The 22,613-nt window shown below is 63.7% G+C and carries 19 protein-coding genes; 7 read left to right on the top strand and 12 right to left on the bottom strand.

The genetic code is table 11. From position 1 onward, the window contains the following. Window positions 1-58: 58 nt before the first annotated feature. Both FJ967_RS08100 and hmgA read right to left on the bottom strand, forming a co-directional pair. Window positions 59-925, bottom strand: coding sequence for an MBL fold metallo-hydrolase (locus tag FJ967_RS08100; RefSeq protein ID WP_140731196.1), 867 nt, complete (start codon window positions 923-925; stop codon window positions 59-61). Continuing rightward, window positions 922-2,235, bottom strand: a complete 1,314-nt coding sequence (hmgA, locus tag FJ967_RS08105; RefSeq protein WP_140731197.1) for a homogentisate 1,2-dioxygenase — start codon at window positions 2,233-2,235, stop codon at window positions 922-924. Before hmgA ends, FJ967_RS08100 begins: the two co-directional genes overlap by 4 nt. 88 nt (window positions 2,236-2,323) lie before the next feature. Here hmgA and FJ967_RS08110 point away from each other — a divergent pair, with 88 nt between their 5' ends. Next, window positions 2,324-2,773 carry a MarR family transcriptional regulator gene (locus FJ967_RS08110; RefSeq protein ID WP_140731198.1) on the top strand — a complete coding sequence of 150 codons (450 nt, stop codon included), beginning with the start codon at window positions 2,324-2,326 and terminating at the stop codon, window positions 2,771-2,773. 68 nt (window positions 2,774-2,841) lie between these two features. Here the strand turns inward: FJ967_RS08110 and tdh are convergent, their stop codons facing one another. Both tdh and FJ967_RS08120 read right to left on the bottom strand, forming a co-directional pair. Beyond that, window positions 2,842-3,876: an L-threonine 3-dehydrogenase gene (tdh, locus tag FJ967_RS08115; protein ID WP_140731199.1), complete on the bottom strand. Its 1,035-nt coding sequence runs from the start codon at window positions 3,874-3,876 to the stop codon at window positions 2,842-2,844. Between the two features lie 52 nt (window positions 3,877-3,928). Continuing rightward, window positions 3,929-5,116 carry a glycine C-acetyltransferase gene (locus tag FJ967_RS08120; protein WP_140731200.1) on the bottom strand — a complete coding sequence of 396 codons (1,188 nt, stop codon included), beginning with the start codon at window positions 5,114-5,116 and terminating at the stop codon, window positions 3,929-3,931. Window positions 5,117-5,424: 308 nt separating this feature from the next. On the opposite strand from FJ967_RS08120, the gene FJ967_RS08125 reads away from it, so the two are divergent. Together FJ967_RS08125 and FJ967_RS08130 are read left to right on the top strand one after the other, a co-directional pair. Beyond that, complete coding sequence (locus tag FJ967_RS08125) at window positions 5,425-7,497, top strand: EAL domain-containing protein (protein WP_140731201.1); 2,073 nt, start codon at window positions 5,425-5,427, stop codon at window positions 7,495-7,497. Window positions 7,498-7,562: 65 nt separating this feature from the next. Continuing rightward, window positions 7,563-8,303 carry a polysaccharide deacetylase family protein gene (locus tag FJ967_RS08130; RefSeq protein WP_140731202.1) on the top strand — a complete coding sequence of 247 codons (741 nt, stop codon included), beginning with the start codon at window positions 7,563-7,565 and terminating at the stop codon, window positions 8,301-8,303. Between the two features lie 18 nt (window positions 8,304-8,321). On the opposite strand, the gene FJ967_RS08135 is transcribed toward FJ967_RS08130, so the two are convergent. Next, entirely contained in the window at window positions 8,322-8,750 is a 429-nt protein-coding gene (locus tag FJ967_RS08135; protein ID WP_140731203.1) for a MarR family winged helix-turn-helix transcriptional regulator, read from the bottom strand. A 114-nt stretch (window positions 8,751-8,864) separates the two neighbouring features. Here FJ967_RS08135 and FJ967_RS08140 point away from each other — a divergent pair, with 114 nt between their 5' ends. Continuing rightward, a complete protein-coding gene (locus FJ967_RS08140; RefSeq protein ID WP_140731204.1) occupies window positions 8,865-9,272 on the top strand; it encodes a hypothetical protein in 408 nt (135 codons plus the stop codon). A 129-nt stretch (window positions 9,273-9,401) separates the two neighbouring features. On the opposite strand, the gene FJ967_RS08145 is transcribed toward FJ967_RS08140, so the two are convergent. Next, window positions 9,402-11,447: an NADH:flavin oxidoreductase gene (locus tag FJ967_RS08145; RefSeq protein ID WP_140731205.1), complete on the bottom strand. Its 2,046-nt coding sequence runs from the start codon at window positions 11,445-11,447 to the stop codon at window positions 9,402-9,404. A 57-nt stretch (window positions 11,448-11,504) separates the two neighbouring features. On the opposite strand from FJ967_RS08145, the gene queF reads away from it, so the two are divergent. Then, the gene (gene queF, locus FJ967_RS08150; protein WP_140731206.1) at window positions 11,505-11,966 is read left to right on the top strand and encodes a preQ(1) synthase; all 462 of its coding nucleotides are present in this window, start codon (window positions 11,505-11,507) and stop codon (window positions 11,964-11,966) included. 8 nt (window positions 11,967-11,974) lie between these two features. On the opposite strand, the gene FJ967_RS08155 is transcribed toward queF, so the two are convergent. The 6 genes from FJ967_RS08155 to FJ967_RS08180 form a co-directional block, all read right to left on the bottom strand. After that, on the bottom strand, window positions 11,975-12,580 hold the full coding sequence (locus tag FJ967_RS08155) for a hypothetical protein (RefSeq protein ID WP_140731207.1): 606 nt from the start codon (window positions 12,578-12,580) through the stop codon (window positions 11,975-11,977). Window positions 12,581-12,584: 4 nt separating this feature from the next. Next, complete coding sequence (locus FJ967_RS08160; RefSeq protein ID WP_140731208.1) at window positions 12,585-13,061, bottom strand: DUF3828 domain-containing protein; 477 nt, start codon at window positions 13,059-13,061, stop codon at window positions 12,585-12,587. A gap of 124 nt (window positions 13,062-13,185) precedes the next feature. Next, window positions 13,186-14,295, bottom strand: coding sequence for a mandelate racemase/muconate lactonizing enzyme family protein (locus FJ967_RS08165; RefSeq protein WP_140731209.1), 1,110 nt, complete (start codon window positions 14,293-14,295; stop codon window positions 13,186-13,188). A gap of 53 nt (window positions 14,296-14,348) precedes the next feature. Beyond that, complete coding sequence (locus FJ967_RS08170; RefSeq protein ID WP_140731210.1) at window positions 14,349-16,331, bottom strand: FAD-dependent oxidoreductase; 1,983 nt, start codon at window positions 16,329-16,331, stop codon at window positions 14,349-14,351. A gap of 74 nt (window positions 16,332-16,405) precedes the next feature. Further along, window positions 16,406-18,055, bottom strand: a complete 1,650-nt coding sequence (locus FJ967_RS08175; protein WP_140731211.1) for an ABC transporter substrate-binding protein — start codon at window positions 18,053-18,055, stop codon at window positions 16,406-16,408. Between the two features lie 44 nt (window positions 18,056-18,099). After that, a complete protein-coding gene (locus FJ967_RS08180) occupies window positions 18,100-19,650 on the bottom strand; it encodes a trimethylamine methyltransferase family protein (protein WP_140731212.1) in 1,551 nt (516 codons plus the stop codon). A 91-nt stretch (window positions 19,651-19,741) separates the two neighbouring features. Between FJ967_RS08180 and FJ967_RS08185 the strand changes: the two genes are divergently transcribed. Together FJ967_RS08185 and mutL are read left to right on the top strand one after the other, a co-directional pair. Further along, window positions 19,742-20,644 (top strand): LysR substrate-binding domain-containing protein, encoded by a 903-nt coding sequence (locus tag FJ967_RS08185; RefSeq protein ID WP_140731213.1) that lies wholly within the window; start codon window positions 19,742-19,744, stop codon window positions 20,642-20,644. Between the two features lie 66 nt (window positions 20,645-20,710). Continuing rightward, entirely contained in the window at window positions 20,711-22,600 is a 1,890-nt protein-coding gene (gene mutL / locus FJ967_RS08190) for a DNA mismatch repair endonuclease MutL (RefSeq protein WP_140731214.1), read from the top strand. The last annotated feature ends 13 nt before the right edge of the window (window positions 22,601-22,613 follow it).

Raw genomic sequence — 22,613 nt, forward strand, 5'->3', positions numbered from 1 at the left:
CTTAGGTTCTTTGTCTTGCCCATGATCTTTTCCGAAAGCCGGCTTCCACTTTTCGGGATCATGCTAGCTCCACAACAAGGCCGTCACGGGCGATCGTCAAGTCGCCGGCCCATGTTTTCCTGACAGCGGCCAGCCAGTCGGCCTCGCCGATCCCTGGATCGTCGGCTGGAATGAGGTGATTGAGCACCAGCCTTTTCACGCCGGCATGGCTGGCGATGCGCCCTGCTTCTTCGGCAAAGCTGTGGCTGGCCAGCAGATGTTCCCTCAGCCGCGCGCCATTGCCGGTTCTGGCAACCAGGCGCTCTATGCCTTCCTCCAACATCGCCTCATGGACGAGGATGTCGGCTCCTTCGGCGAAATCGGCGAGCGGCGGAAAGAAGGCCGTATCGGCCGAAAACACCACCTTCCCCGCGCCATGTTGGAAGCGCAAGGCAAAGCAGTCGGTCACGGGTGGATGGTCGACGCGCAGCGCCGCCACCTTGAGGCCGCTTTGCTCGACCACATGGCCTTCGCCGAATTCGCTGACCGAAACCAGGTCGCGGATATCTGGCCGGCCCTCGTCGACGATGCGGATCTCGATGTCGAATTCCATCGCCTGGCAGAAGCGCTGCCAATAGTGCCCGATACCGGGCGGGCCGAACACAGTGACGGGCGTCGCCAGACCCGCCGTCCAGGCGGTGTGGATCAGCGGTCCAAGCTCCAGCACATGGTCGGAGTGCAGATGCGTGACGAAGATCAGGTCGAGGGCCTTCAGGCTGAAGCCGGCATCGACCAGTCCGCGTGTCACGCCAAGCCCGCAGTCGACGACGATGGCCCGCCCGCCGATCTCGAGCAGCGACGAACTCGGCCACGGCCCGCCCGTACGCAGGGCCGGGCCGCCCTTGGAACCCAACAGCACCAGCCGATCCGCTTTTCCGGCGCTCAAGACCAGTCGCCCTCGGGTGTCCCGTTGAAGCGTTTTTTGAGGTCGGCCCAGCAGTCGATGTAATTGTCCTGCCGGGTTTCCAACTCGGCGCCGTAGCGGGTCAGCATCTGCGGAAAGCGGGTCTCGAACATGAAGGCCATGGTGTTGTCGAGCTTGACCGGTTTCAGGTCGGCGCGCGAGGCCTTTTCGAAGCCGGACGCATCCGGGCCATGGGCCAGCATCAGGTTATGCAGGCTGATGCCGCCGGGGACAAACCCTTCTTCCTTGGCGTCGTACTGGCCGTGGATAAGCCCCATGAACTCGCTCATGATGTTGCGGTGGTACCAGGGCGGGCGGAACGTATCCTCGGCCACCAGCCAGCGCGGCGGGAAAATGACGAAGTCGATGTTGGCGGTGCCTTCCTCGCCGCTCGGCGCGGTGAGAACCGTGAAGATCGACGGATCTGGATGGTCGAACAACAGCGCGCCAACCGGCGAAAAGGTCGCCAGATCATATTTGTAAGGCGCGTAGTTGCCGTGCCAGGCGACGACGTCGAGCGGCGAATGGCCGATCTCGGTGACATGGAAGTTGCCGCACCATTTGACGAGCAGCCGGCACGACGTCTCCTTCTCCTCGAACCAGGCGCAGGGCGTCCTGAAATCGCGCGGATTGGCGAGGCAATTGGCGCCGATCGGGCCGCGATCGGGCAAGGTCAGCTTGGCGCCGTAATTCTCGCAGACATAGCCGCGCACTTCGGCATCGACCAGTTCGACCTTGAAGACCAGGCCGCGCGGCAGCACACAGATCTCGCCAGGCCTGAGTTCAATGACGCCCATCTCGGTGACGAAGCGCAAGGCGCCCACCTGCGGCACGACCAGCAACTCACCATCGGCATTGAAGAAATGATCGTCGACCATCGATTGGTTGGCGACATAGACATGGGCCGCCATGCCGCTCTGTCCGAGCACGTCGCCTGCCGTGGTGATGGTGCGCATACCCCTGATGAAATCCGTAGGCTCCTTCGGCATCGGCACCGGGTTCCAGCGATACTGGCCAAGCGCCAGTTCGTGATCGCCGACATTGGGGGCGGTCTTCCACAGGGGATAGCTCGCTGCCTTGAAGCGGCCGGTGTGTCGGACGCTCGGGCGGATGCGGTAGAGCCAGGAGCGCTCGTTGGTGCCGCGCGGCGCGGTGAAGGGCGAGCCGGAAAGCTGCTCGGCATAGAGGCCGTAGGCCGGCCGCTGCGGCGAATTGCGGCCCTGCGGCAGCGAGCCGGGCAGCGTCTCGGTCTCGAAATCATTGCCGAAGCCCGGCATGTAGGAAAAGGCCATCGCGTCCTCCCGGATTGACCAGATTGGTTTCATTTGTAACCATCGAAAATGTAACTATCAACGGCTGACGAACCTCCGCGGTGCGCCTATGGAACCGGAAATCCTCGAACTCGAAAGCTTCCTGCCCTACCGGCTCTACCGGTTGGCCGACACCGTCAGCCGCGAATTCTCGAAAGTCTACAAGGACCATTACGGTCTGACGCGGCCGGAATGGCGCACACTCTCCGGGCTCGGTCAGCGCGGCACGATGACTGCGACCGAACTTGGCGAGCAATCGGCGATGCACAAGACCAAGGTTTCGCGCGCGGTGGCAGAGTTGGAACGGCGGCGCTGGCTGGTGCGAACGGCGGACGAAGACGACCGCCGTGTGGAGCATCTGGCGCTGACCAAGGCCGGACTTGCGGCCTATCGCGAGATGGTGCCGCTGGCCAAGGCGTTTGAGAGGGAATTGCTGGCGAAGCTAGGAGCGGAGGAGCGGGCAGCGATTGTGAAGGGGGTGGCGGCGATCGAAGCCAGTCTGGCATCGGATAGGAAATAGACCTTGGCGCGAGGCGCCCCTCTCTGTCCGGCGGGACAGAGAGGGGAACTCGGCGTCTCTTCAAATCCCTACCAATCCATCACAACCTTGCCGGAACTCCCGCTTCGCATCGCATCGAAGCCGGCCTGATAATCATCGATCCCGATCCGATGCGTAATCAACCCACTCACATCGAGCGGCCCCTGCACCAGTGCGATCATCTTGTACCAAGTCTCGAACATTTCGCGGCCATAGATACCCTTCAGATGCAGCATCTTGAAGATTACCTTGTTCCAGTCGATCTCGAAGCCGGTCGGCGCAATGCCCAGAATGGCGATCTTGCCGCCATTGTTCATGGTGTCGATCATGTCGCGGAAGGCGGGGGCGGCCCCCGACATTTCGAGCCCGACGTCGAACCCCTCGGTCATGCCTAGCGCCGGCATGACATCGCGCAGTTTTTCCTTCGAGGCGTCGACGACATGCTGGACGCCGAGCTTTTTCGCCAGCGCCAGCCGCACCGGGTTGATGTCGGTGATGACGACTTTCCTGGCGCCCACGCATTGCGCCACCAGCGCGCCCATGATGCCGATCGGGCCGGCGCCGGTGACCAGCACATCCTCGCCGACCAGGTCGAAGGACAAAGCGGTGTGAACGGCATTGCCGAGGGGATCGAAGATCGCCGCGATCTCGTCGGGCACATCGTCGGGGATCGGCACCACATTGTGCTGCGGGATCGCCAGATATTCGCCGAAAGCGCCGGGGCGGTTGACGCCGACGCCGAGCGTATTGCGGCACAGATGCCCTCGCCCGGCCCGGCAGTTGCGGCAATGGCCGCAGACGATATGGCCCTCGCCCGACACCCGCTGGCCGACCTTGTATTCCGTCACCGCCGCGCCGAAATCGGCGACGGTGCCGACGAATTCATGGCCGGTCACCATCGGCACCGGCACGGTTTTCTGCGCCCACTGGTCCCAATTGTAGATGTGTACGTCGGTGCCGCAGATCGCGGTCTTGCTCACCTTGATCAGCACGTCGTTGGGGCCGATCTCGGGCACCGGCACCTCTTCCATCCAGATGCCCGGCTCGGCCTTGGCCTTCACCAGCGCCTTCATCATGTTCGACATTCTTTTGTCCCTTGAATCTCTTGATCCGGAATCGCTTTCGGCCGCCGGCCGCTCAGGAAATCACGCCCAATTCCTTGCCAACCTCACCGAAGGCCGCCACCGCGCGGTCGATGTCGGCACTGGAATGGGCGGCAGACATCTGGGTGCGGATGCGCGCCTGGCCCTTAGGCACCACCGGGAATGAAAATCCGATGACATAGATGCCGCGCTTCAGCATGCGCGCCGCCATCTCCTGCGCCAGGCTCGCATCGCCGAGCATGACCGGGATGATCGGATGATCCGCGCCCGCCAGCGTGAAGCCGAGCTTGCCCATCTCGGACCTGAACTGCGCCGCATTGGCATATAGGCGCTCGCGCAAGGCATCGCCATTGCGGACTAGGTCGAAGACCTTGATCGAAGCGCCGGCGATCGCCGGCATCAGCGTGTTGGAGAAGAGATAGGGCCGTGAACGCTGGCGCAGCCAGTCGACCACCTGTTTCTTGCCCGACGTATAGCCGCCGGAAGCGCCGCCCAGCGCCTTGCCGAGCGTGCCGGTGATGATGTCCACCCTGCCCTCGACGCCGCAATGCTCAGCCGAGCCACGACCGTGTCTGCCGACGAAGCCGACAGCGTGGCTGTCGTCGACCATCACCATCGCATCGTATTTGTCGGCGAGATCGCAGACGCCGCTGAGATTGGCGATGATGCCGTCCATGGAAAACACGCCGTCGGTGGCGATCAGCCGGAAGCGGCAATCCCTGGCTTCCTTCAATCGTGCTTCGAGGTCGGCCATGTCGTTGTTGGCATAACGGAAGCGTTTGGCCTTCGACAGCCTGACGCCATCGATGATCGAGGCATGGTTCAGTGCGTCCGAGATGATCGCATCCTCCTCGCCGAGCAACGTCTCGAAGAGGCCGCCATTGGCGTCGAAACAGGAGCCGTAGAGGATGGTGTCTTCCAGGCTGAGGAAGGACGAGATCGCGGATTCGAGTTGCTTGTGCTCTTCCTGCGTGCCGCAGATGAAGCGCACGGAGGCCATGCCGTAGCCGTAACGGTCGAGCGCCTGCGTGGCCGCCGCGCGCAGGTCCGGGCTGTCGGCGAGACCGAGATAGTTGTTGGCGCAGAAGTTCAGCACCTTCTCGCCGCCAACCTCGATTTCGGCCGACTGCATCGAGGAGATTACCCGCTCCGACTTGTAGAGGCCGGCGGATTTCAGCCCGGCGAGCTCGCTGTCGATGTGGGAGAGAAATGCTGCGGTCATGATCTGGCCCCTTTTGACGTGAGCAGACTGTCGTCCCGCCCGCCCGAAAAATCCATCGCAAAAACGACCGCAACGGGTGGCCGCGCAGCATCAACCGGGGATGCCGCGGCATCGCGCAGGCGCCCAGCCGGGAATGCGGGAGATCGCAATGGTTCAAATGCGGGCCGAAGACGAAAGAACCCGATAACCATTCCGTGATCTTTACGCCTCTACCCCTTGCCGGCCAGTGGTCGGCTTCCGGTCCTGTTAACGTTTGCAGTTCAATGGTGCTCATACAGAAATCCGTTGGCGAGAGGCCGCCCCCGAAAATGTCGCAGCAGCCGGTGCAAACCGTTTCAGGCAAGCTCATACTGCTGATCAAGGCCGGCTACTGGCTGGCGCTGCTGATCATCGCCGCCATGGTGGCGGCTTCCTTCGTGCTGCTGCAGCAGACGATGGCGACGCAGCAAAACAATCACACCTTGCTCGACATCGTCAGCACGCAAAAGACGCTGTCGCAGCGCATCGTCTTCCTTGCCAGCGCGACGGGCGTGGCCGCGCGCGACAAGCAGCCGGCGCTGGTCAGCGCGCTGAAACAGGCGACGGCCGAATTCGAGACGAATTACGATCTGCTGCTCAAGCAGACCAGAGCGGACCCGGAATCGACGGCCAAGCAGGATCCGAAGTCGATCGAGAGCGTGCTTTTCGCCAAGCCGTTCCATCTCGACTATTTCTCGGTCGGGCTGATCGCCAATGGCGACCGCCTGATCTCGGCGCTCGAAACGCAACTCAACAGCGCCGACAATGACGGCTACAAGGGCGGCGCCGAACGCGTCAACCTCGATGCCTCTGTCGCCAATGCAACCTTGTCTGGCTACGCCGCGCTCGGTCAGCGCATCAACGCCGATGCCGATGAGCGCTCCGAAAAGCTGCTCTCCTTGCACCGCACGCTGTTCTACGCCACGCTGGGCGTGATCCTGCTGGTGGCCCTGTTCATCTTCCGGCCGATGTCCAACGCGATCCTGCGCAAGACGCGCGAGTTGGTCGACGCCCGCAATTCCATGGCCTTCATCGCTGTCCATGACGGCTTGACCGGCCTGCACAACCGCACTTTTCTGACCGATCATTTCGACACGCTGATCAAGGGCGCGCATCGCCGGCGCGAGCGACTGGCCGTAGTCCAGCTCGATCTCGACCGCTTCAAGCAGATCAACGATACGCTCGGTCATGCCGCCGGCGACTATGTCCTGGTGGTGACGGCACAGCGCATGCGTGATTCCTGCCGGGCGTCGGATCTGTGCGCACGGCTTGGCGGCGACGAATTCGTGATGATCCTCAACGGAGCCGGTAGCACCGAGGACATCAACATGCTCGCACGGCGCATCCTGGCGCACATCAACGAGCCTATCCTGTTCCAGGGCACTACCATCCTTCCGGGCGCCAGCGGCGGCATCGCGGTCTACCCGATCGACGCCGACAACGCCCAGGACCTGCTCGTCCACGCCGATCTGGCGCTTTACTCCGCCAAGAAGATGGGCGGTGGTAATTTCTCGTTCTTCTCCGAGGAATTGCGCCGGGAACTCGATTATCGCAAACAGCTCGAACACGACATCAAGGTCGCCATTTCCGAAAGGGCCTTCCAGGTCTATTTCCAGCCGCAGGTTTCGCTGACCAACGGCACTATCAGCGGCGTCGAGGCGCTGGTGCGCTGGAACCATCCGGAACGCGGCATGATATCGCCGGGCGAATTCATCCCGGTCGCCGAGAAGTGCGGCTTCATGCCCGAAATCGGCCGCATCGTGATCAGCAAGGCGATCAACGAAGCCGCCGCGTGGAACCGTGCCGGGATTGCCTTCGGGCGGCTTGCCGTCAATGTCTCGGGCACCGAGCTGCGCGAGCACGATTTCGATGCGTTTCTGTTCGAAACGCTGGAAAAGGCTGGACTGCCGCCGCAGAAACTGTCCTTGGAGATCGTCGAATCCGTCATTCTCGACGACGAGAAGACAGGGATCGCGGCCAAGCTGCGCCACATCAGGGCGGCCGGCGTTCATCTCGAACTCGACGATTTCGGCACCGGCTATGCGTCGCTGAGCCATGTCAATCCGAACGAGATCGACCGGCTCAAGATCGACCGCCGCTTCGTCCAGAACATCCACGAGAACGGCGACAACTCCAAGATCGTGCGCGCCATCACCGAGCTGGCCCGGGGGCTGGGCATCTCCATCGTCGCCGAAGGCGCCGAGACGGAGGCGGAGCTCGATTCGCTGATGGCGATCGGCTGCGACCAGGTGCAGGGCTATTCGATCGCCTTCCCGATGCCGCAGGACAAGGCGCTCGAATGGCTGACGGCACGCATGCCGAAGAGGGCCAGGCTCACTGTGCTGCAAGGCAGCCTCGCCTAGCCGCAAGCTTGACAAGCAGACGCGGAAATGGCGGCCTATCCTGATCGCAATGGGATGGTGGCCCCATGACATTTTTTCGGCTTGCCCTGGCAATCCTGTTGATGTCCGCGCTGCCGGCCCATGGGGCGGATCGCACCATCTACCTGACCTTCGACGACGGCCCGCTGAACGGCACCGGCAACATTCTCGATGTGCTGGAGGCAGAGCAGGTTCCGGCAACGCTGTTCATGGTCGGCTTGCATGCCGAGGCCAGCGCGTCCAACAAGGCGCTGGTGCGGCGCGCCAAGGCGATGCCGCTCGTCACGATCGGCAACCACAGCTACAGCCACGCCTATAATCACTACCGGCATTTCTACGACGACACGGAGGGCGTGGTTGCCGACATGCTCAGGGCCAATACCGTGCTGGGGTTGAAGCCCGAGGTGCATGCCCGTCTGCCGGGGCGCGATGTCTTCCGCCTGCGTTCGATGTCAAAGAACGACAATTCGCTTGGGCAGGCGCAAGCCGGGCGTGAGGATCCCGACTACGAATTCGTCGCGGCTTCCGGCTTCCATCTCTACGGCTGGGACCACGAATGGGTGCACAAGGACAGCGGCGAGCCGGTGCAGAGCGTCGACCATCTGGTCAGCGAGATCGATCACCTTTTCGGCTATGGCCGTTTCGCCAAACCCGGCAAGCTGATCCTCCTGATGCATGACGAGATGTTCCAGGACGGCTTCGACGGCAAAACGCAGCTCACCAATCTGATCGCCGCGTTGAAGCTGCGCCACTACGCCTTCGGGAAAATCCAGAGCTATGACGACTGAGCCGTCAAGGCGGCACTCCTAGCTCTCCACATTGTGCCGCAATACTGCCAGCACCTGCGTAAACTCCGCCAGACGCTCGTCGGGCAACCCGGTGCGCAGCCGCTTGTCGAACACAAGCGCGGCCTGGCGCAATCTCTCGAACATCGCCTCTCCCGCCTCCGTCAGCTCGACCAGGTGAACCCGGCGATTCCCGGGATCGCGGCGCCGCGTCAGCAGGCCTTGAGCCTCCATCGCATTGAGGTGATGGGTCAGCGTCGCTCCCTGGATGCCGATCATGCCGGCAAGTTCGCGCTGATTGGCAAGCCTGCTCGACTTGACCGACAGCAGCGTCAGCCAGACGGGCAATGTGCCGCCTGCTTCAACCAGGGCGGCGTCGAAAGCTTGAGCGACAAGCTTGGCGGTGCGGCCGAGATTCATGCCGATCGGCGGGCTTTCAAAAGGCGTCATGGCGAGACACTAGACGGTGTTTTCGCCGGAGGGAACCAACTCTCGTTTCTGACATTGACATCTAATCGTTAGATATCTATCTGTTTGCGACAACAAGCAGAGAGGAGAGCCGGCATGCAATATGTCTACATCGTCGTTATCGGCCTTCACGTCATGGCTGGCGTGTTCTGGGCCGGCACCACCATCACGCTCGCCCGCGACCCCGAGATCAAGGCAGAACGTTTCATCCAGCCGCAGATGGGCTCGGCCGGCATGGTTTTCCTGACGGGGGCGTTGCTGTGGTATTTTTTCCACGGCGCCTATTTCGGCTCGATGGAAATGGTTCTGGCGCTGGGCATCCTGGCCGCTTTCGCCGCCGCCGGCGTGCTCGGCGCCATGGTCAGGGCGCCCAGCAGGCGGCTTGCCGGCGCCAGCCGCGAAATCGAAACGCAGCTGCGCGCCAGAATGGCCACGGGCGAACGCATTGCCGCGCGGCTGCTGGCGGTCACGGTGCTGTGCATGGCCATCGCCAGGATGGTCTGAAGGATTGCGACAGCTCACAAAGATCGTGCGTTGCGGGCGATGAGCCAATAGCGCACGGGCGCGCGGATCGAACCGATGTACACGGGCTCTCGTACGAGGTTCGACCGCGCGCCGTTTCCGCGAAGCTTCTCAGATTCGCAGGCCGAACCGGATGCCGTCATAAATCGCGGCGTGAATGTTGCGTGACGCGACCGCGTCGCCGATGCGCAAAAGCACGAAACCGCCTTCGGGGTTGCGCGCCGGGAAGATGTCGCCGCCGCCGACCAGACGTTCGTAGTCGACCGCGCCACCGTTCTTCGACAGGGGTTTCAGGCTGACATATAAATCGTCGAGCGGGACCGTGCCGTGCTCGACCACCACCTGGTCGACCCTGCGTTCGCCACGCCAGCCATCGGCGAAATCCGAAGCGAGTTCCGCGACCAGTTGATTGCCGTCGCGCCGCACCGAGCGCAGCCGCGTGTTGATGGTGACGGTGACACCCTTTTCGTGGAACGCCCTGACATAGGGCACGTGGTTCATGCCGCCCATTTCGGGGGCGAAGAACCGCTCCGGCGAAATCAATTCCAGCCTCGAACCGCTGTTGGCGATCAGTTCAGCCGCCCCCATGCCCTGATGGCCGCCATTGTCGTCATAAAGCAGCACGTTTTCGGCTGGCTTGACGCTGCCGGCCATGATGTCCCAGCTCGAGGTGACGAGATTGTCGCCCGTCGCCAGCGGCGGGTTCTGCGGCAGGCCGCCGGTGGCGACGACCACCACGTCGGGCGCCAGCGCCAGGACCTCGCCCTGCTCCGCCCAGGTGTCGTAGCGGATCTCGACGCCGAGCCGGTCGAGTTCGGCCAGCCGCCAGTCGATGATGCCGATCAGTTCCTTGCGGCGCGGGTTCTGGGTTGCCAGGCGCACCTGGCCGCCGGCCTGGCTCGATGCTTCGAGCACGGTCACCTGATGGCCGCGCTCGGCCGCGACACGTGCCGCCTCCAACCCGCCGGCGCCGGCGCCGACGACGACGACTTTCCGCTTCGGTCCGTCGGTCCTGGCGATGATGTGCGGGATTTCTGCCTCGCGACTGGTCGCCGCATTGTGGATGCAGAGCGCCTCGCCGCCTTCATAGATGCGGTCAAGACAATAGGTGGCGCCGACGCAAGGCCGGATCTCGTGTTCGCGCCCCTCCATCACCTTCTTGACTATGTGCGGGTCGGCGATGTGGGCACGGGTCATGCCGACCATGTCGAGCTTGCCGGTGGCGATGGCATGGCGCGCGGTGGCGACGTCGGAAATGCGCGCCGCGTGGAAGGTCGGGAATTTCGTTGCCGCCCTCACCTCGCCGGCGAAATCGAGATGCGGCGAAGAGCGCATACCGGTCACCGGGATGACCTTGGTAAGCGCCGCGTCGCTCTCGATCGAGCCGCGGATGATGTTGAGAAAGTCGACCTTGCCGGATGAGGCGAGCCGCCTGGCGATCTCGACGCCCTCTTCCTTCGACAGGCCCTTCTCGAAGTCCTCGTCGGCGACCATGCGGATACCGACGACGAATTTCTCGCCGACCGCGGCCCGCACGGCATCCAGCACCATGTTGGTGAAGCGCAGCCGGTTGTCGAGCGAACCGCCATACTCGTCGTCGCGATGGTTGGTCGCCGGCGACCAGAAGCCGTCCATCAGATGGCCGTAGGACTCGAACTCGATGCCGTCGAGCCCGGCCGCCTGGCAGCGCTGTGCAGCCGAAGCATAATCGGCGACGATGCGCTCTATGTCCCAGTCCTCGATGGTCTTGGGGAAAGCGCGATGCGCCGGCTCACGCACCGGCGAGGCCGAAAGCACCGGCAGCCAGTCGGCCTTGTTCCAGCCCGTGCGGCGACCGAGATGGGTGATCTGGATCATCACCTTGCAGTCGTGCTCGTGGCAGGAATCCGCCAGTTCAGCCAGCCACGGCACGATGCGGTCGTCATAGACATGCAGATTGCCGAAGGCGGCAGGGCTGTCACGCGATACGATCGCTGAGCCGGCGGTCATGGTGAGCGCCATGCCACCCTTGGCCTTTTCGACATGGTAGAGCCGGTAGCGCTCCTTTGGCATGCCGTCCTGCGAATAGGCCGGCTCATGGCTGGTCGACATCACCCGGTTCTTCAGCGTCAGGTGCTTGAGCTGGTAGGGCTGGAGAAGCGGATCGTTGCTGGTCATCGTCTTCCTGCTGTTTCAATTTGTGCTAATGAGCGGCAAAATCCAAGGAACCCGCTCATGATCGACACCAAAACCCTCACCCAGCTCGGCGCGCACGTCGAGACGCCACAGAGCCCGGAAACTGCGGTCCTGGAGACCGTGCCGTTTACGCGCGGCGACGGGCCGCCCGCCATCGTGCGCTTCACCGTCCCGGAATTCACCTCGCTCTGCCCGGTCACCGGCCAGCCCGACTTCGCCCACATCGTCATCGACTACGCGCCCGACGCGGCCCTGGTAGAATCGAAATCGCTGAAGCTGTTCATGACCTCGTTCCGCAACCATGGCGCCTTCCATGAAGACTGCACTGTCATGATCGGCCGTCGTATCGTGGCCGCCACCAAGCCGCTGTGGTTGCGTATAGGCGGCTATTGGTATCCGCGCGGCGGCATTCCGATCGATGTTTTCTGGCAGACCGGCGCGCCGCCGGAAGGCGCCTGGCTCCCGGATACCGGCGTTGCTCCCTATCGCGGCCGGGGCTAGTTCGGCCATCATTCGCACTGGTACTGGCTGAGCGCCCATTCGCCGGTCACCGACAAAAGGTCCGATATCTTCCATTCGCCGCCGACCTTCTTGAACTTCCATTCGAGGCGGTGCGGGTTGCCGGCGATGACGAAAGCGACGATGACCTTGGCCTGGTCGCCATTGATCGCCTCCAGCGTCCTCAGGCTCTTGTCGATCTCGGCCTTGTCGTAATCCGCATTGTCGAGCGCCATGTTGGGGTCCAGGCACTCGCCCTGCCCGGATTTGCGCAAGGCATCGCTCTTGTCGAGCACGGTTTTCGCCGGATCGACGAAATGGCCGCGTTGCGACGGGTCGACCTCCAGGTTGACCTGATCGTAGAACGGCCGCACGACCGCCGTTGGCGATCCCGGCTGGATGGGGGCGGCAGGCGCGCTCGGCGGCCAGGCAACCGGTGGCGTTGCCGGTTCCGCGGCGACACCGGGGGCTGCCGCAGGCGGCGTCCCGCTGTCGGCGGGTGCAGCCTCGGCCGGAGCATTCGCCGGCGGCGGACCCAAAAGCCCCTGGGCGGCCGCGCCGTTCAAGGCCGCCAGCAGGCAGACGGCCGAAAATAGCAGGAACGCCCTACCGGCCATCGCCTCACTCCGGATCCTGGCCGGCCATGCATTCGAGCTTGCTCAGCGTCCAGTCGCTGGTCTTCGATGCGATGTCGGACACTTTCCACTTGCCGTCGACCTTCTTCAGCGACCAGTGCATCTCGCGCTGAGAATCGTCGCCTTCGGGAAAAAGACTGAAATTCGCCACCACCTGCGCCGTGTCGCCATCCACGGTCTCGGACAGTTTCAAGGTCTTGGAAAGGGTCTTCTGGTCGAAATCCTGTGCGTCGAGACCAGGATCGAAGTCGATGCACGCGACCTGGTCCGGGTTTTTCTTGGCAGCCTGGTCGTTGAGGTCGAACAGTTTCGTCACCGGCTCGGTGAAGCGATCGCGATATTGCGCATCGGCCTCGAACTTGACCTGCGGAACATAGAAGAACTTCACAGCGTCGGACGCCGGACCGGCCAAGGCGGTGGCGGGTGCGGCAATCGACAAGATAGCAGCGAGCAGCAGTTTCATGGATTTCCCCGAATGTTTGGCTGCGGAAAGCAATCGATATCACGCATCGTGCATATCGGCTTTTTTGCGGCTCATGAAGCCTACGGGTGGCGCATCTGCTTGCATCGATCACATCCAACAATCCTTAGTTTCCGAACGTGGCGATCGGTGCGTTGAGTTGGGAACGGTCCGGCTTGACGCCGAGCCCTGGGACCCGTGGGACACGTATGTGCCCGTTCTCGATCACGATCGGGTTTGCGGGATCGATATGTCCTTCAATGTATTCCTGCGCGATCCACGCTCCCTCGAAGCGTCTCGGCTCGACGGTGGCAGCGAGGTGCACGCAAGCCGCGGCGATAACGTCTCCGCCCCAGGCGTCGTCGCAACTGTGCGGAAGAGATCGTATCGCACACAGATCGCGGACCGTGGCCATCCTGGCGAGGCCGCCAAGGCGGGTGACCTTCAATCCGAATCCGTCCGCGATACCTGATGAAACTGCCCGCAACACGGCATTCAGATCCTCGGTATTCTCATCGAGATAGATCGGATGCGTAACGCGTCCCTTGAGACCAGCGACTTCCTCCATGGTGTTGCAAGGCTGTTCGAACACGAATGGGATTGCCTGGCAAAGCCGATCGATGTGCAGCGCCGCGGCAGCGGTCAGGCCACGATTGGCGTCAACGGCTATCCGGGCCTTGAAGCCAACCGCCTCCCATACCTTGTGCACCGTGGCGACGTCCTGTTCGAGATCCCGCCCGCCGATCTTGATCTGAAGCCGCGGATATCCGGCCTTGACCTTGTCGGCGGCAATACGCGCGGTCTCGTCCGGAGCACCGACGATCGTCGAAAAGTAAGACGGCACGCGATCGGTGAGAGCACCACCGAGAAGGGTCGAGACCGGGACGCCCAGCCGCTGACCGGCGAGGTCGAAGAGAGCTATATCCAAGGCCGCCTTGGCATAGTTGTGCCCGTTCAGCCGTTCGTCCATTCTTTTGGCGAGGCGGCGCATGGATGCGGTGTCCTCGCCGACCAGTCCGGGCGCTATTTCGGCGATCGCCGCTCTCGCGCCCAGAGCATGCTGGGGCTGATAAACAGGGCCGATCGGGCACGTCTCACCCCAGCCTGACAGTCCATCCTCGGTGATCACCTCAACCAGCGTGCTGTCCAAATTCCGCACGGTGTCGCTGGCCATCCGGTAAGCGCCGCCTTTGACAGGCAGAAGCACCCGATAGACTTTGATCGACTCGATGCGCATTCAGACATTCGCCCCGTTCATGCCTTGCCTTGTCTGGCGCCTTTTCGCGATCGTCAAAGAGCGAGCGCCACCTTACGCCCGTCATGGATGGCAAATGCCGCCTGTCTGGAGGCGGTACAATCGCCGATAGAGGTATGGGCGATGCCGCGCCTTTCGAGCTCGATCGAGAGGCTGTCCTGCGCCATGCTGGTGGTGGCGAAGACCAAAGCGTCGACCTCGACCTCCTGCTCCGCTCCGTCCAGCAGGGAGGCGATCCTGGCCGCCTTGCCGTCCCATCGAACGACGGCGCTCTCGGTGACGAACCGCACGTTGAGCTTGGCGAGTGCGCGGCGTAGCGGCGCATCGACGGCCATTCGCTGAAGCTCTTTGCCGACCAGCGCGTCCGGCGTCACGAGCGTAACGTCGTGGCCGTCCTCGGCGAGTTTCCAGGCGGTGCCACAGCCCTTCCAATTGCCACCATCGTCGAGCACAAGCACGCGCTTGCCCGGCCTCGCTTCCCTGGCCATCACCGCTTCGGCGGAGAAAACCGGGCCGCCCCCTGGAATGCTCTCCCATTGCGGCAAGGCTCGCTGGAAAGCGCCGTCCGGCGGCATCGAGCCGGTCGCCACGATGACGTGGTCGACGCCTTCGCGCTCGACATCGTCGGCCTCGACATACTGCCCATAGCGGATGTCGACCTGAAGCTGGCCGAGCTGGCGCTGATACCAGTCGATCAGATCGAGAATCTGGGCGCGGCGCGGCTGCAGTCCGGCGAGACGGAACTGCCCTCCAAGGCGGTCGGAAGCCTCGGCCAACGTAACGCGGTGACCACGCTCGGCAGCGGCACGCGCGGCTTCGAGACCGGCCGGGCCGCCACCGACGACCAGCACGCGCTTCGGTTGCCCGGCGGGGGTGAAGCGATCTCCGCCCCACTCCCATTCGCGGCCCGCGGAGGGGTTGATGACGCAGCTGATCCAGTAGTCGCGGCTGCGCCGGCCCCAGCACATCTGGTTGCAGGACAGGCAGCCGCGAATATCCTCCGGCCGGCCGTCGGCGGCCTTGGCGGCAAGGTGCGGGTCGGCGATCTGGCCGCGTACGATGGAAACGAGATCGGCACGGCCTTCGCTCAACACGCTCTCGGCGTTCTCGGGCGTGCGGATATGGCTCTCGGCGGTGATCAGTGCGTGACGAACGGTGGATTTGAGGACGGACGCAAGGTCGGCGCCGAGCTTCTCCGGGTAAACGAAGGTCGGCATGATCTTGTAGAAATCGAAGTAGGAACCCGTCCCGCAGGTGACATAATCCATCAAGGCGTCGCGGTCGTGGAGGTCGATTATCTCGGCCAGCGCCTCGCGCTTCAGCGCAACTTCGACTTCCGGCTCGTCGTTGATGGCAAGACCGACGATGAAATCATCGCCGCATTCCCGGCGAATCCTGGTCATCACCTCACGGCTCATCCGGGTGCGGTTTTCAAGGCTGCCGCCCCAGCGATCGTCCCGGCGGTTCGACCAGGGCGTCCAAAACTGGTCCAGCATCGAATGGTAGGCAGCCCAGACCTCGACACCGTCGAAGCCGGCCTCGCGGCAGCGGCGCGCCGCCTGCACGAAGCCGTCGATCGTTTCTTCGATCTGGCGCTCCGACATCCGGTGTGAACCGTCGGAATCGTGGTAACTCGGCAGACCGGACGGCGACCAACCGGCATGAAACGAATTGTCGGCGTCGGCGTGCTGGCCGACATGATAGAGCTGCTGGATGGCCACGGCGCCGTTCCCGCGGATGGCCTCCGTCACCTTGCGAAAGTGTGGAATGACGCTGTCGTCGGACGGGCGGAAATTACCGCGCGTCAGCACCGCGGCCTGATGCACCGGCATCGGCTCGACGACGACCATCGCCGCGCCGCCGATCGCGCGTTCCGCATAATAGCCGACATGGCGTTCGGTCGGCAGCCCGTCCTCCGCCATGTTCGCCGTATGGGCCCCGAACACGATCCTGTTGCGCAATGTCTTGCCGCGCAAGGTGGCCGGCTCGAACAGACGCTTGAAGACCCGTCCGGACATGCGAATTCTCTCCCTCGTCGGCGGCATTGCGCCGGCGCACGAGGCGCCGGCGCTGTGTGGCTGAATTTCGGGCGTCAGGCATCCAGCCAGACGTTCTGGAGATCCATTTCGAAGGTCTGGTGAACGCCGTAATTCTTCACCTTCTTGCTGGTGTGGCTGTAGAGCTTCTGCCAGAACGGCTGGATGATGACGCCGGAGTCCTGCAGGATCTGCTCGACATCCTTCATCACCTCCTTGCGCTTGGCGACGTCGATCAGCGACAGCGCCTGCTTGAGCTTGGCGTCGAAATCGGGATTGGAATAGGCCGATTCATTCCACGCCTCGCCGGTGCGGTAGCCCAGCGCCAGAACCTGGACGCCGAGCGGGCGCATGTACCAGATGGTCATCGAATAGGGATACTTCGTCCAGTCGTTCCAGAAGGTCGAACCCGGCAGTACCGTTCGCTTCACCTTGATGCCGGCCTCGCGCAACTGTCCGGCGATCGCGTCGCCGGTGTTCTTCTGCCAGTCGTCCTCGATGGTGATGAGCTCGTGCTCAAAGTCGGCCTGGCCGGCATCCGCCATCAGCTTCTTGGCGCCGGCGGCATCGCGCTGCTTCTTGGGCAGAGGATAGTATTCGGGATGGATCGGGCTGACATGGTGGTTCTCACCGACGGTGCCGCGGCCGTTGTAGCCGAGCTGCAGCACCGCATTGTTGTCGACCGCCATCTGCAGCGCGTTGCGCACCCGCTGGTCGTCATAAGGCTTGTGCGTGACGTTGGTGCGGGCAACCAGCGTGGTCGCGGTCGCGACCTCCGATTTCACCAGCCCCATCTTGTCGAGGATATCGATGAAGTCGGCCGGGCTCTCGAAATTGAGATCGATCTCGCCTGAATCGAATGCGTTCACCGTAGCGTTGAAATCGGTGCCGTAGTCGATGAATTCGACCCCGTCGAGCGGCGCCTCGCCGCCCCACCATTTGCCGTTCTCGCGGCGCTTGACCACCGCCTTCTGGCCGACGTCGTAAGACACCAGTTCAAATGGGCCCGTGCCGATCGGCTTCTTGATCGGATCGGCGCCGTCGGCGTCGAAATTGCGGTGCACGACAAGGGCGGGATAGTCGGTGAAGTTGGGGATCAGCGAAATGTCCGGCTCGGAGAGCTTCAGCTTGACCGAGAAGTCGTCGACCTTGGTGATCGCGCCGTCCCTGGCCTTGCCGGTCTTGGCGTCGATCAGCGCACCGACACGCGCGGCCATGGAGTTGCCGGCGACGCCCTTCTCGCACCAGCGCGTCACATTGTGCACCACGTCATCGGCGTTGAAGGCATCGCCGTTGTTCCAGGTGACGCCCTTGCGCACATGCAGCGTGTATTCGGTGGCGTCATCGTTGATGTCCCAGCTTTCCAGCAGCACCGGCTCGAAGGTGAATTGCTTGGTGTAGCGCACCAGCGGCTCCAGCCAGCTGCGCGAAATGTTGGCCAATTCCACCCAATCGTAGGTGCGGGGATCCTTCTGCGCCTTGACCGACATCGAGACGTGCAGCGTCCCGCCCTTCTTCGGCTCCTCGGCCAAAGCCTGCGTGGGTGCGGCAAGGCCGATCATCCCATAGGCAAATGCCGTCGACGCACCGAGCGCGCTGGCCAGCGCCAGGAATTCGCGCCGATCCATTCGCCCCGCCCGCACCTCCGGCGCCATCGCCTGGATGGCTTGCGGCACTCGATCGCCATTGCTTGTGAAAACCGTCATGTCTTTCCTCCCTTGTTGTTCCCGTCGGGTCTTTGCCCATTCCCTCAGCTGACGCTGTCGGGCAGCTTTTCCTCTCGCCGCGCGATCAAATCCTTAAGACCGTCCGCGATACCTTCGTCGAGTTTCGGCTCCTCGTAGTCGGCAAGCATGTTGCGCGCCTTTTCGCGGCCGCGCGTGTCATGGTCCTTGGCTCCTTCGGCGTTCCACTGTTCGTAGGAGTTGAAGTCCATGATGCTCGGCATGAAGAAGGCCTTCTCGAAATGCTCGAGCGTGTGCTGAGTACCGAGGAAATGGCCCTGCGGGCCGACCTCGCGGATCGCCGCCATCGCGTCCTGGAAATCGTCGAAAGGCAGGCCGCCGGCGTATTTGTACCAGCCGACGAGCTGTTCGCAGTCGGTGGCGAATTTCGAATAGCCGCAGGTCAGCCCCGCCTCCAGCCAGCCGGCTGAGTGCCAGATGTAGTTGGCGCCGGCGAGGATGGCGGCATGCATCAGCATGTTGGATTCGTAGCCGGCCTGGGCATCGTTGAGCTTGGAGCCGACGTGGAAGCCCGACGTGCGCCATGGCAATTTGTATTTCCGCGCCAGCGCACCCATCAGATACATCATCTGCGCGGCCTCCGGCGTTCCGCCCATCGGCGCGCCTGTCTTCATGTCGACCGTGACCATGAACTGGCCGTAGATCTGCGGCGAGCCGGGGCGGATGAGCTGGGTCAGGGCCACGCCCGCCAGCGCCTCGGCATTGACCTGCGCTACCGCGCCGACGGCGGATGCCGAGGTCGATGCGCCGCAGAGCGCGAACGGCGCCAGGATCAGCGGCTGGTTGTGGCTCGCATAGACCCGCATGGCGTCGATCATGGTGGCGTCCCAGACCAGCGGCGAGTTGCAGTTGGTGATCGCCACCAGCACCGGGTTTTCGCGGACGAATTCCTCGCCGAAGACGATTCCGGCCATCGCCATCGTATCCTCGGCGCGCTCCTTCGACGTCACGATGCCCATGAACGGCTTGTCGGAATGTTTGATGGCCGAATGGATGATGTGCAGGTGCCGCTTCGGCACCGCGATTTCCATCGGCTCGCAGATGACCGAGCTGGATGAATGCAGGGCCGGCGCCATGTAGGCCAGCTTGTGGAAATTGTTGAGGTCGGCAAGCGTGCCGTAGCGCCTGTTGTTGTCGAGGTCGCGTATATAGGGCGCGCCATACATCGGCACGAAGATCGAATTCTTGCCGCCGACACGCACCGTGCGCTCGGGGTTGCGCGCGTTGAGCGTGAATTCCGACGGAACCTTCGAGACCAGGTCCATGAGCAGCGCGCGGTCGATGCGCACGCGCGTTTCCCTGACATCGGCGCCAGCCGCCTTCCAGAGCGCGATGGCCCCATCGTCGCGGAATTCGCAGCCCACCTCTTCGAGGATCTTGAGCGACTCTTCGTGGATCAGTTCCACCGCCTCGTCGGGAACGATCTCATAGACCGGAATCTGGCGCACCAGCGTCGGGAACGAGGCGATCGGCGCGCCACGCAGCGCCTTGCGGCCGAGGCGGCCGCCACCGCGACGATGGGTCGGCTCGGTCAGTTCGGCGGCGAGTGCGTTCATAGGACCTCCAAGCGTGCTTTCCAGCCAAGTTAACGAGGCAAAATATTGCTGTGACGCTGGAAAATCCTGATCTCTTGTATAAGCTCTGCTTATGCGAAGCCTCCGCCACCTCCTGCCCTCCGCCGGCAGTCTGATCGTCTTCGAGGCCGCCGGCCGACTGTCGAGCTTCACCGCGGCCGGGCGCGAGCTCGGCATGACCCAGGCGGCGGTCTCCTACGCGGTGCGCGGGCTGGAAGAGCAGCTTGGCGCCCAGCTGTTCCAGCGCCGCCATCGCCAGGTGCTGCTGACGGAGGCGGGCGAGCGCTTCCACGCCGACGTTTCGCTCGGACTGTCCCATATACGCAAGTCGGCCGAGGACCTGCGCCTGCAGGCGACCGGCGGCCATGTGACGCTTGCCGCCTCGACCGCCTTCGGCTCGTTCTGGATGATGCCGCGCCTGCAGCAGTTCCGCGACGAACTGCCCGGCGTCGACCTGCGCATCCAGACCGCCGACCGCGATCTCGACATCATCGCCGAGGGCATTCCGCTCGGCGTGCGCGGCGGCGTGCCGCGCGACTGGCCGGACTACCACTCGCTATCGCTCTCCGACGAGGAGATCTTCCCCGTCGCCGGACCGAGCTACCTTGCCAAATTCGGCATGCCGAAGACCGTCGCGGAACTCGCCACGCACCGGCTGATCCATCTCGAGGAGCCTTATCGCGAGGCGCCGAATTGGGACGAATGGTTCGCGTCGGCCGGAACCAGCCTGCGCAATCCCGAGCGCGGCCTGCGCATCAACGACTACGCCCTGGTGATCCAGGCGGTGATGGAGGGGCAAGGCATCTCGCTTGGATGGCGGCATCTGGTCGAACGTCTGGTGGCATCCGGGCTGCTGGTGCCGGTGACCGACCATGTGATGCGGACCGGCATTGGATTTCACGTCATCTGGCCCAGAAACCGCGAGCTGCGCGACAATGCCCGCAAGGTCAGGGACTGGCTGGTGGCGCAGGCGTAGAGCTGCTTTCGCCCCGGCCGCAGTTCACCCTCGCCCGCACGACGCGAATCCACCTATACTGTCATCATGCCCATCCGCCAGCTCTCAGAAACGATGATCAACCAGATCGCCGCCGGCGAGGTTATCGAGCGTCCGGCGAGTGTGGTGAAGGAACTGGTCGAGAACGCGCTGGACGCCGGTGCGTCGCGTGTCGAGGTCGCCACGTCGGGCGGCGGGCTGAACCTGATCCGCGTCACCGACGACGGCTCCGGCATTCCCGAACAGGAGCTGGCGCTGGCGATCGCGCGCCATTGCACGTCGAAACTCGCCGAGGACATCCACGACATACGCTCGCTTGGTTTTCGGGGTGAGGCATTGCCGTCGATCGGTTCAGTGTCGCGGCTGTCGATCCGCTCGCGCACCGCCGCGGGCGACAGCGCCGCCGAGATCGGCATCGAAGGCGGCAGGGTTTCGGCCGTCAGGCCGGCGGCGGCCAATCGCGGCACAACGGTCGAAGTGCGCGACCTGTTCTTCGCCACGCCGGCGCGGCTGAAATTCATGAAGGGCGAACGTGCCGAGAGTTCTGCGACCAGCGACGTGATCAAGCGCATCGCCATCGCCTTCCCTTCCGTGCGCTTCACGCTCTCCGGCACGGATCGCTCGACGCTGGACCTGCCGGCGACCGACGACAGCGCGCAAGGCAGCCTGCGCCGCGTCGCGCAAGTTATGGGCGCCGAATTTCCGGACAATTCCATTGCCATCGATGCCAGCCGCGAAGGCGTGCATCTGACCGGCCACGTCTCGATCCCCTCTTTCACCCGCGCCAACGCGCTGCAGCAATATGCCTATGTCAACGGCCGCCCGGTGCGCGACAAGCTTATCGCCGGGGCCATCAGGGGCGCCTTCGCCGATGTGCTGCCGCGCGACCGCCATGCGGTGACCGTGCTGTTCCTGACGCTCGACCCGGCCATCGTCGACGTCAACGTGCATCCGGCCAAGGCCGATGTGCGCTTCCGCGATCCGGGCCTTGTGCGCGGGCTGATCGTGGGCGCCATCCGCCAGGCGCTCGCCGATGCCGGCATCCGCGCCGCCACGACCGGCGCCGCCGGCATGATGGCGGCGTTCCGGCCGGGCGCGGCGCCCTATGCGCATCCCGGTCCGGCCAATGGCCATCGCAGCTACGACGCTTCCTATCGTGCTTCGGGCTCCGCCGGCTTCGACCCCGCGCGCTCACCGCAGCGGCCGCTCGACATGCAATTCGACGGCTCGGGCTTCGAACGGACCAGCGCAAGACCGGGCGGCTTCGGCGAAAACGACCAGGCGGCGTTCGACGCGGGTCCGCTCGCCAGCGCCGATGCGCGCGCCGGGCAGAGCGAGGCCGCCGAGACGCTGCTTGGCGCGGTGCTGGGTGCAGCGCGCGCACAGGTGCATGAGAACTACATCGTCGCCCAGACCAGGGATTCGCTCGTCATCGTCGACCAGCACGCGGCGCATGAACGGCTGGTCTATGAAGCGCTGAAGAACGCCCTGCACGCGCGCCCGGTCCCCTCGCAGATGCTGCTTCTGCCGGAAATCATCGACCTGCCGGAAGAGGACGCCGAGCGGCTGGCCATGCATTCCGAGACGCTTGCCCGCTTCGGCCTCGGCCTCGAGCGTTTCGGTCCTGGAGCGGTTGCCGTGCGCGAAACGCCGTCGATGCTGGGCGAAACCAATGTCGGGCAATTGGTGCGCGACCTTGCCGACGAGATCGCCGACAACGATACGGTCGAGACGCTGAAGGAGCGGCTGGACAAGATCGCCGCCACCATGGCCTGCCATGGCTCGGTGCGCTCCGGCCGGCTGCTCAAGGCCGAGGAGATGAATGCGCTGCTGCGCCAGATGGAGGCGACGCCCGGTTCAGGCACCTGCAACCACGGCCGGCCGACCTATATCGAACTGAAGCTCGCCGACATCGAGCGGCTGTTCGGACGGCGGTGAGCCTGTGGGCGGC

Source organism: Mesorhizobium sp. B2-3-4 (assembly GCF_006442315.1).
In the GTDB taxonomy this organism is placed as follows: Bacteria; Pseudomonadota; Alphaproteobacteria; order Rhizobiales; family Rhizobiaceae; genus Mesorhizobium.

Coding starts and splice junctions, on each gene's coding strand:
- FJ967_RS08120 (WP_140731200.1), bottom strand. CDS start 5,116: ATGACCGCAGCATTTCTCTCCCACATCGACAGCGAGCTCGCCGGGCTG.
- FJ967_RS08180 (WP_140731212.1), bottom strand. CDS start 19,650: ATGAACGCACTCGCCGCCGAACTGACCGAGCCGACCCATCGTCGCGGT.
- tdh (WP_140731199.1), bottom strand. CDS start 3,876: ATGTCGAACATGATGAAGGCGCTGGTGAAGGCCAAGGCCGAGCCGGGC.
- hmgA (WP_140731197.1), bottom strand. CDS start 2,235: ATGGCCTTTTCCTACATGCCGGGCTTCGGCAATGATTTCGAGACCGAG.
- FJ967_RS08165 (WP_140731209.1), bottom strand. CDS start 14,295: ATGCGCATCGAGTCGATCAAAGTCTATCGGGTGCTTCTGCCTGTCAAA.
- FJ967_RS08160 (WP_140731208.1), bottom strand. CDS start 13,061: ATGAAACTGCTGCTCGCTGCTATCTTGTCGATTGCCGCACCCGCCACC.
- mutL (WP_140731214.1), top strand. CDS start 20,711: ATGCCCATCCGCCAGCTCTCAGAAACGATGATCAACCAGATCGCCGCC.
- FJ967_RS08140 (WP_140731204.1), top strand. CDS start 8,865: ATGCAATATGTCTACATCGTCGTTATCGGCCTTCACGTCATGGCTGGC.
- FJ967_RS08175 (WP_140731211.1), bottom strand. CDS start 18,055: ATGACGGTTTTCACAAGCAATGGCGATCGAGTGCCGCAAGCCATCCAG.
- FJ967_RS08170 (WP_140731210.1), bottom strand. CDS start 16,331: ATGTCCGGACGGGTCTTCAAGCGTCTGTTCGAGCCGGCCACCTTGCGC.
- FJ967_RS08125 (WP_140731201.1), top strand. CDS start 5,425: ATGTCGCAGCAGCCGGTGCAAACCGTTTCAGGCAAGCTCATACTGCTG.
- FJ967_RS08155 (WP_140731207.1), bottom strand. CDS start 12,580: ATGGCCGGTAGGGCGTTCCTGCTATTTTCGGCCGTCTGCCTGCTGGCG.
- queF (WP_140731206.1), top strand. CDS start 11,505: ATGATCGACACCAAAACCCTCACCCAGCTCGGCGCGCACGTCGAGACG.
- FJ967_RS08110 (WP_140731198.1), top strand. CDS start 2,324: ATGGAACCGGAAATCCTCGAACTCGAAAGCTTCCTGCCCTACCGGCTC.
- FJ967_RS08135 (WP_140731203.1), bottom strand. CDS start 8,750: ATGACGCCTTTTGAAAGCCCGCCGATCGGCATGAATCTCGGCCGCACC.
- FJ967_RS08145 (WP_140731205.1), bottom strand. CDS start 11,447: ATGACCAGCAACGATCCGCTTCTCCAGCCCTACCAGCTCAAGCACCTG.
- FJ967_RS08130 (WP_140731202.1), top strand. CDS start 7,563: ATGACATTTTTTCGGCTTGCCCTGGCAATCCTGTTGATGTCCGCGCTG.
- FJ967_RS08185 (WP_140731213.1), top strand. CDS start 19,742: ATGCGAAGCCTCCGCCACCTCCTGCCCTCCGCCGGCAGTCTGATCGTC.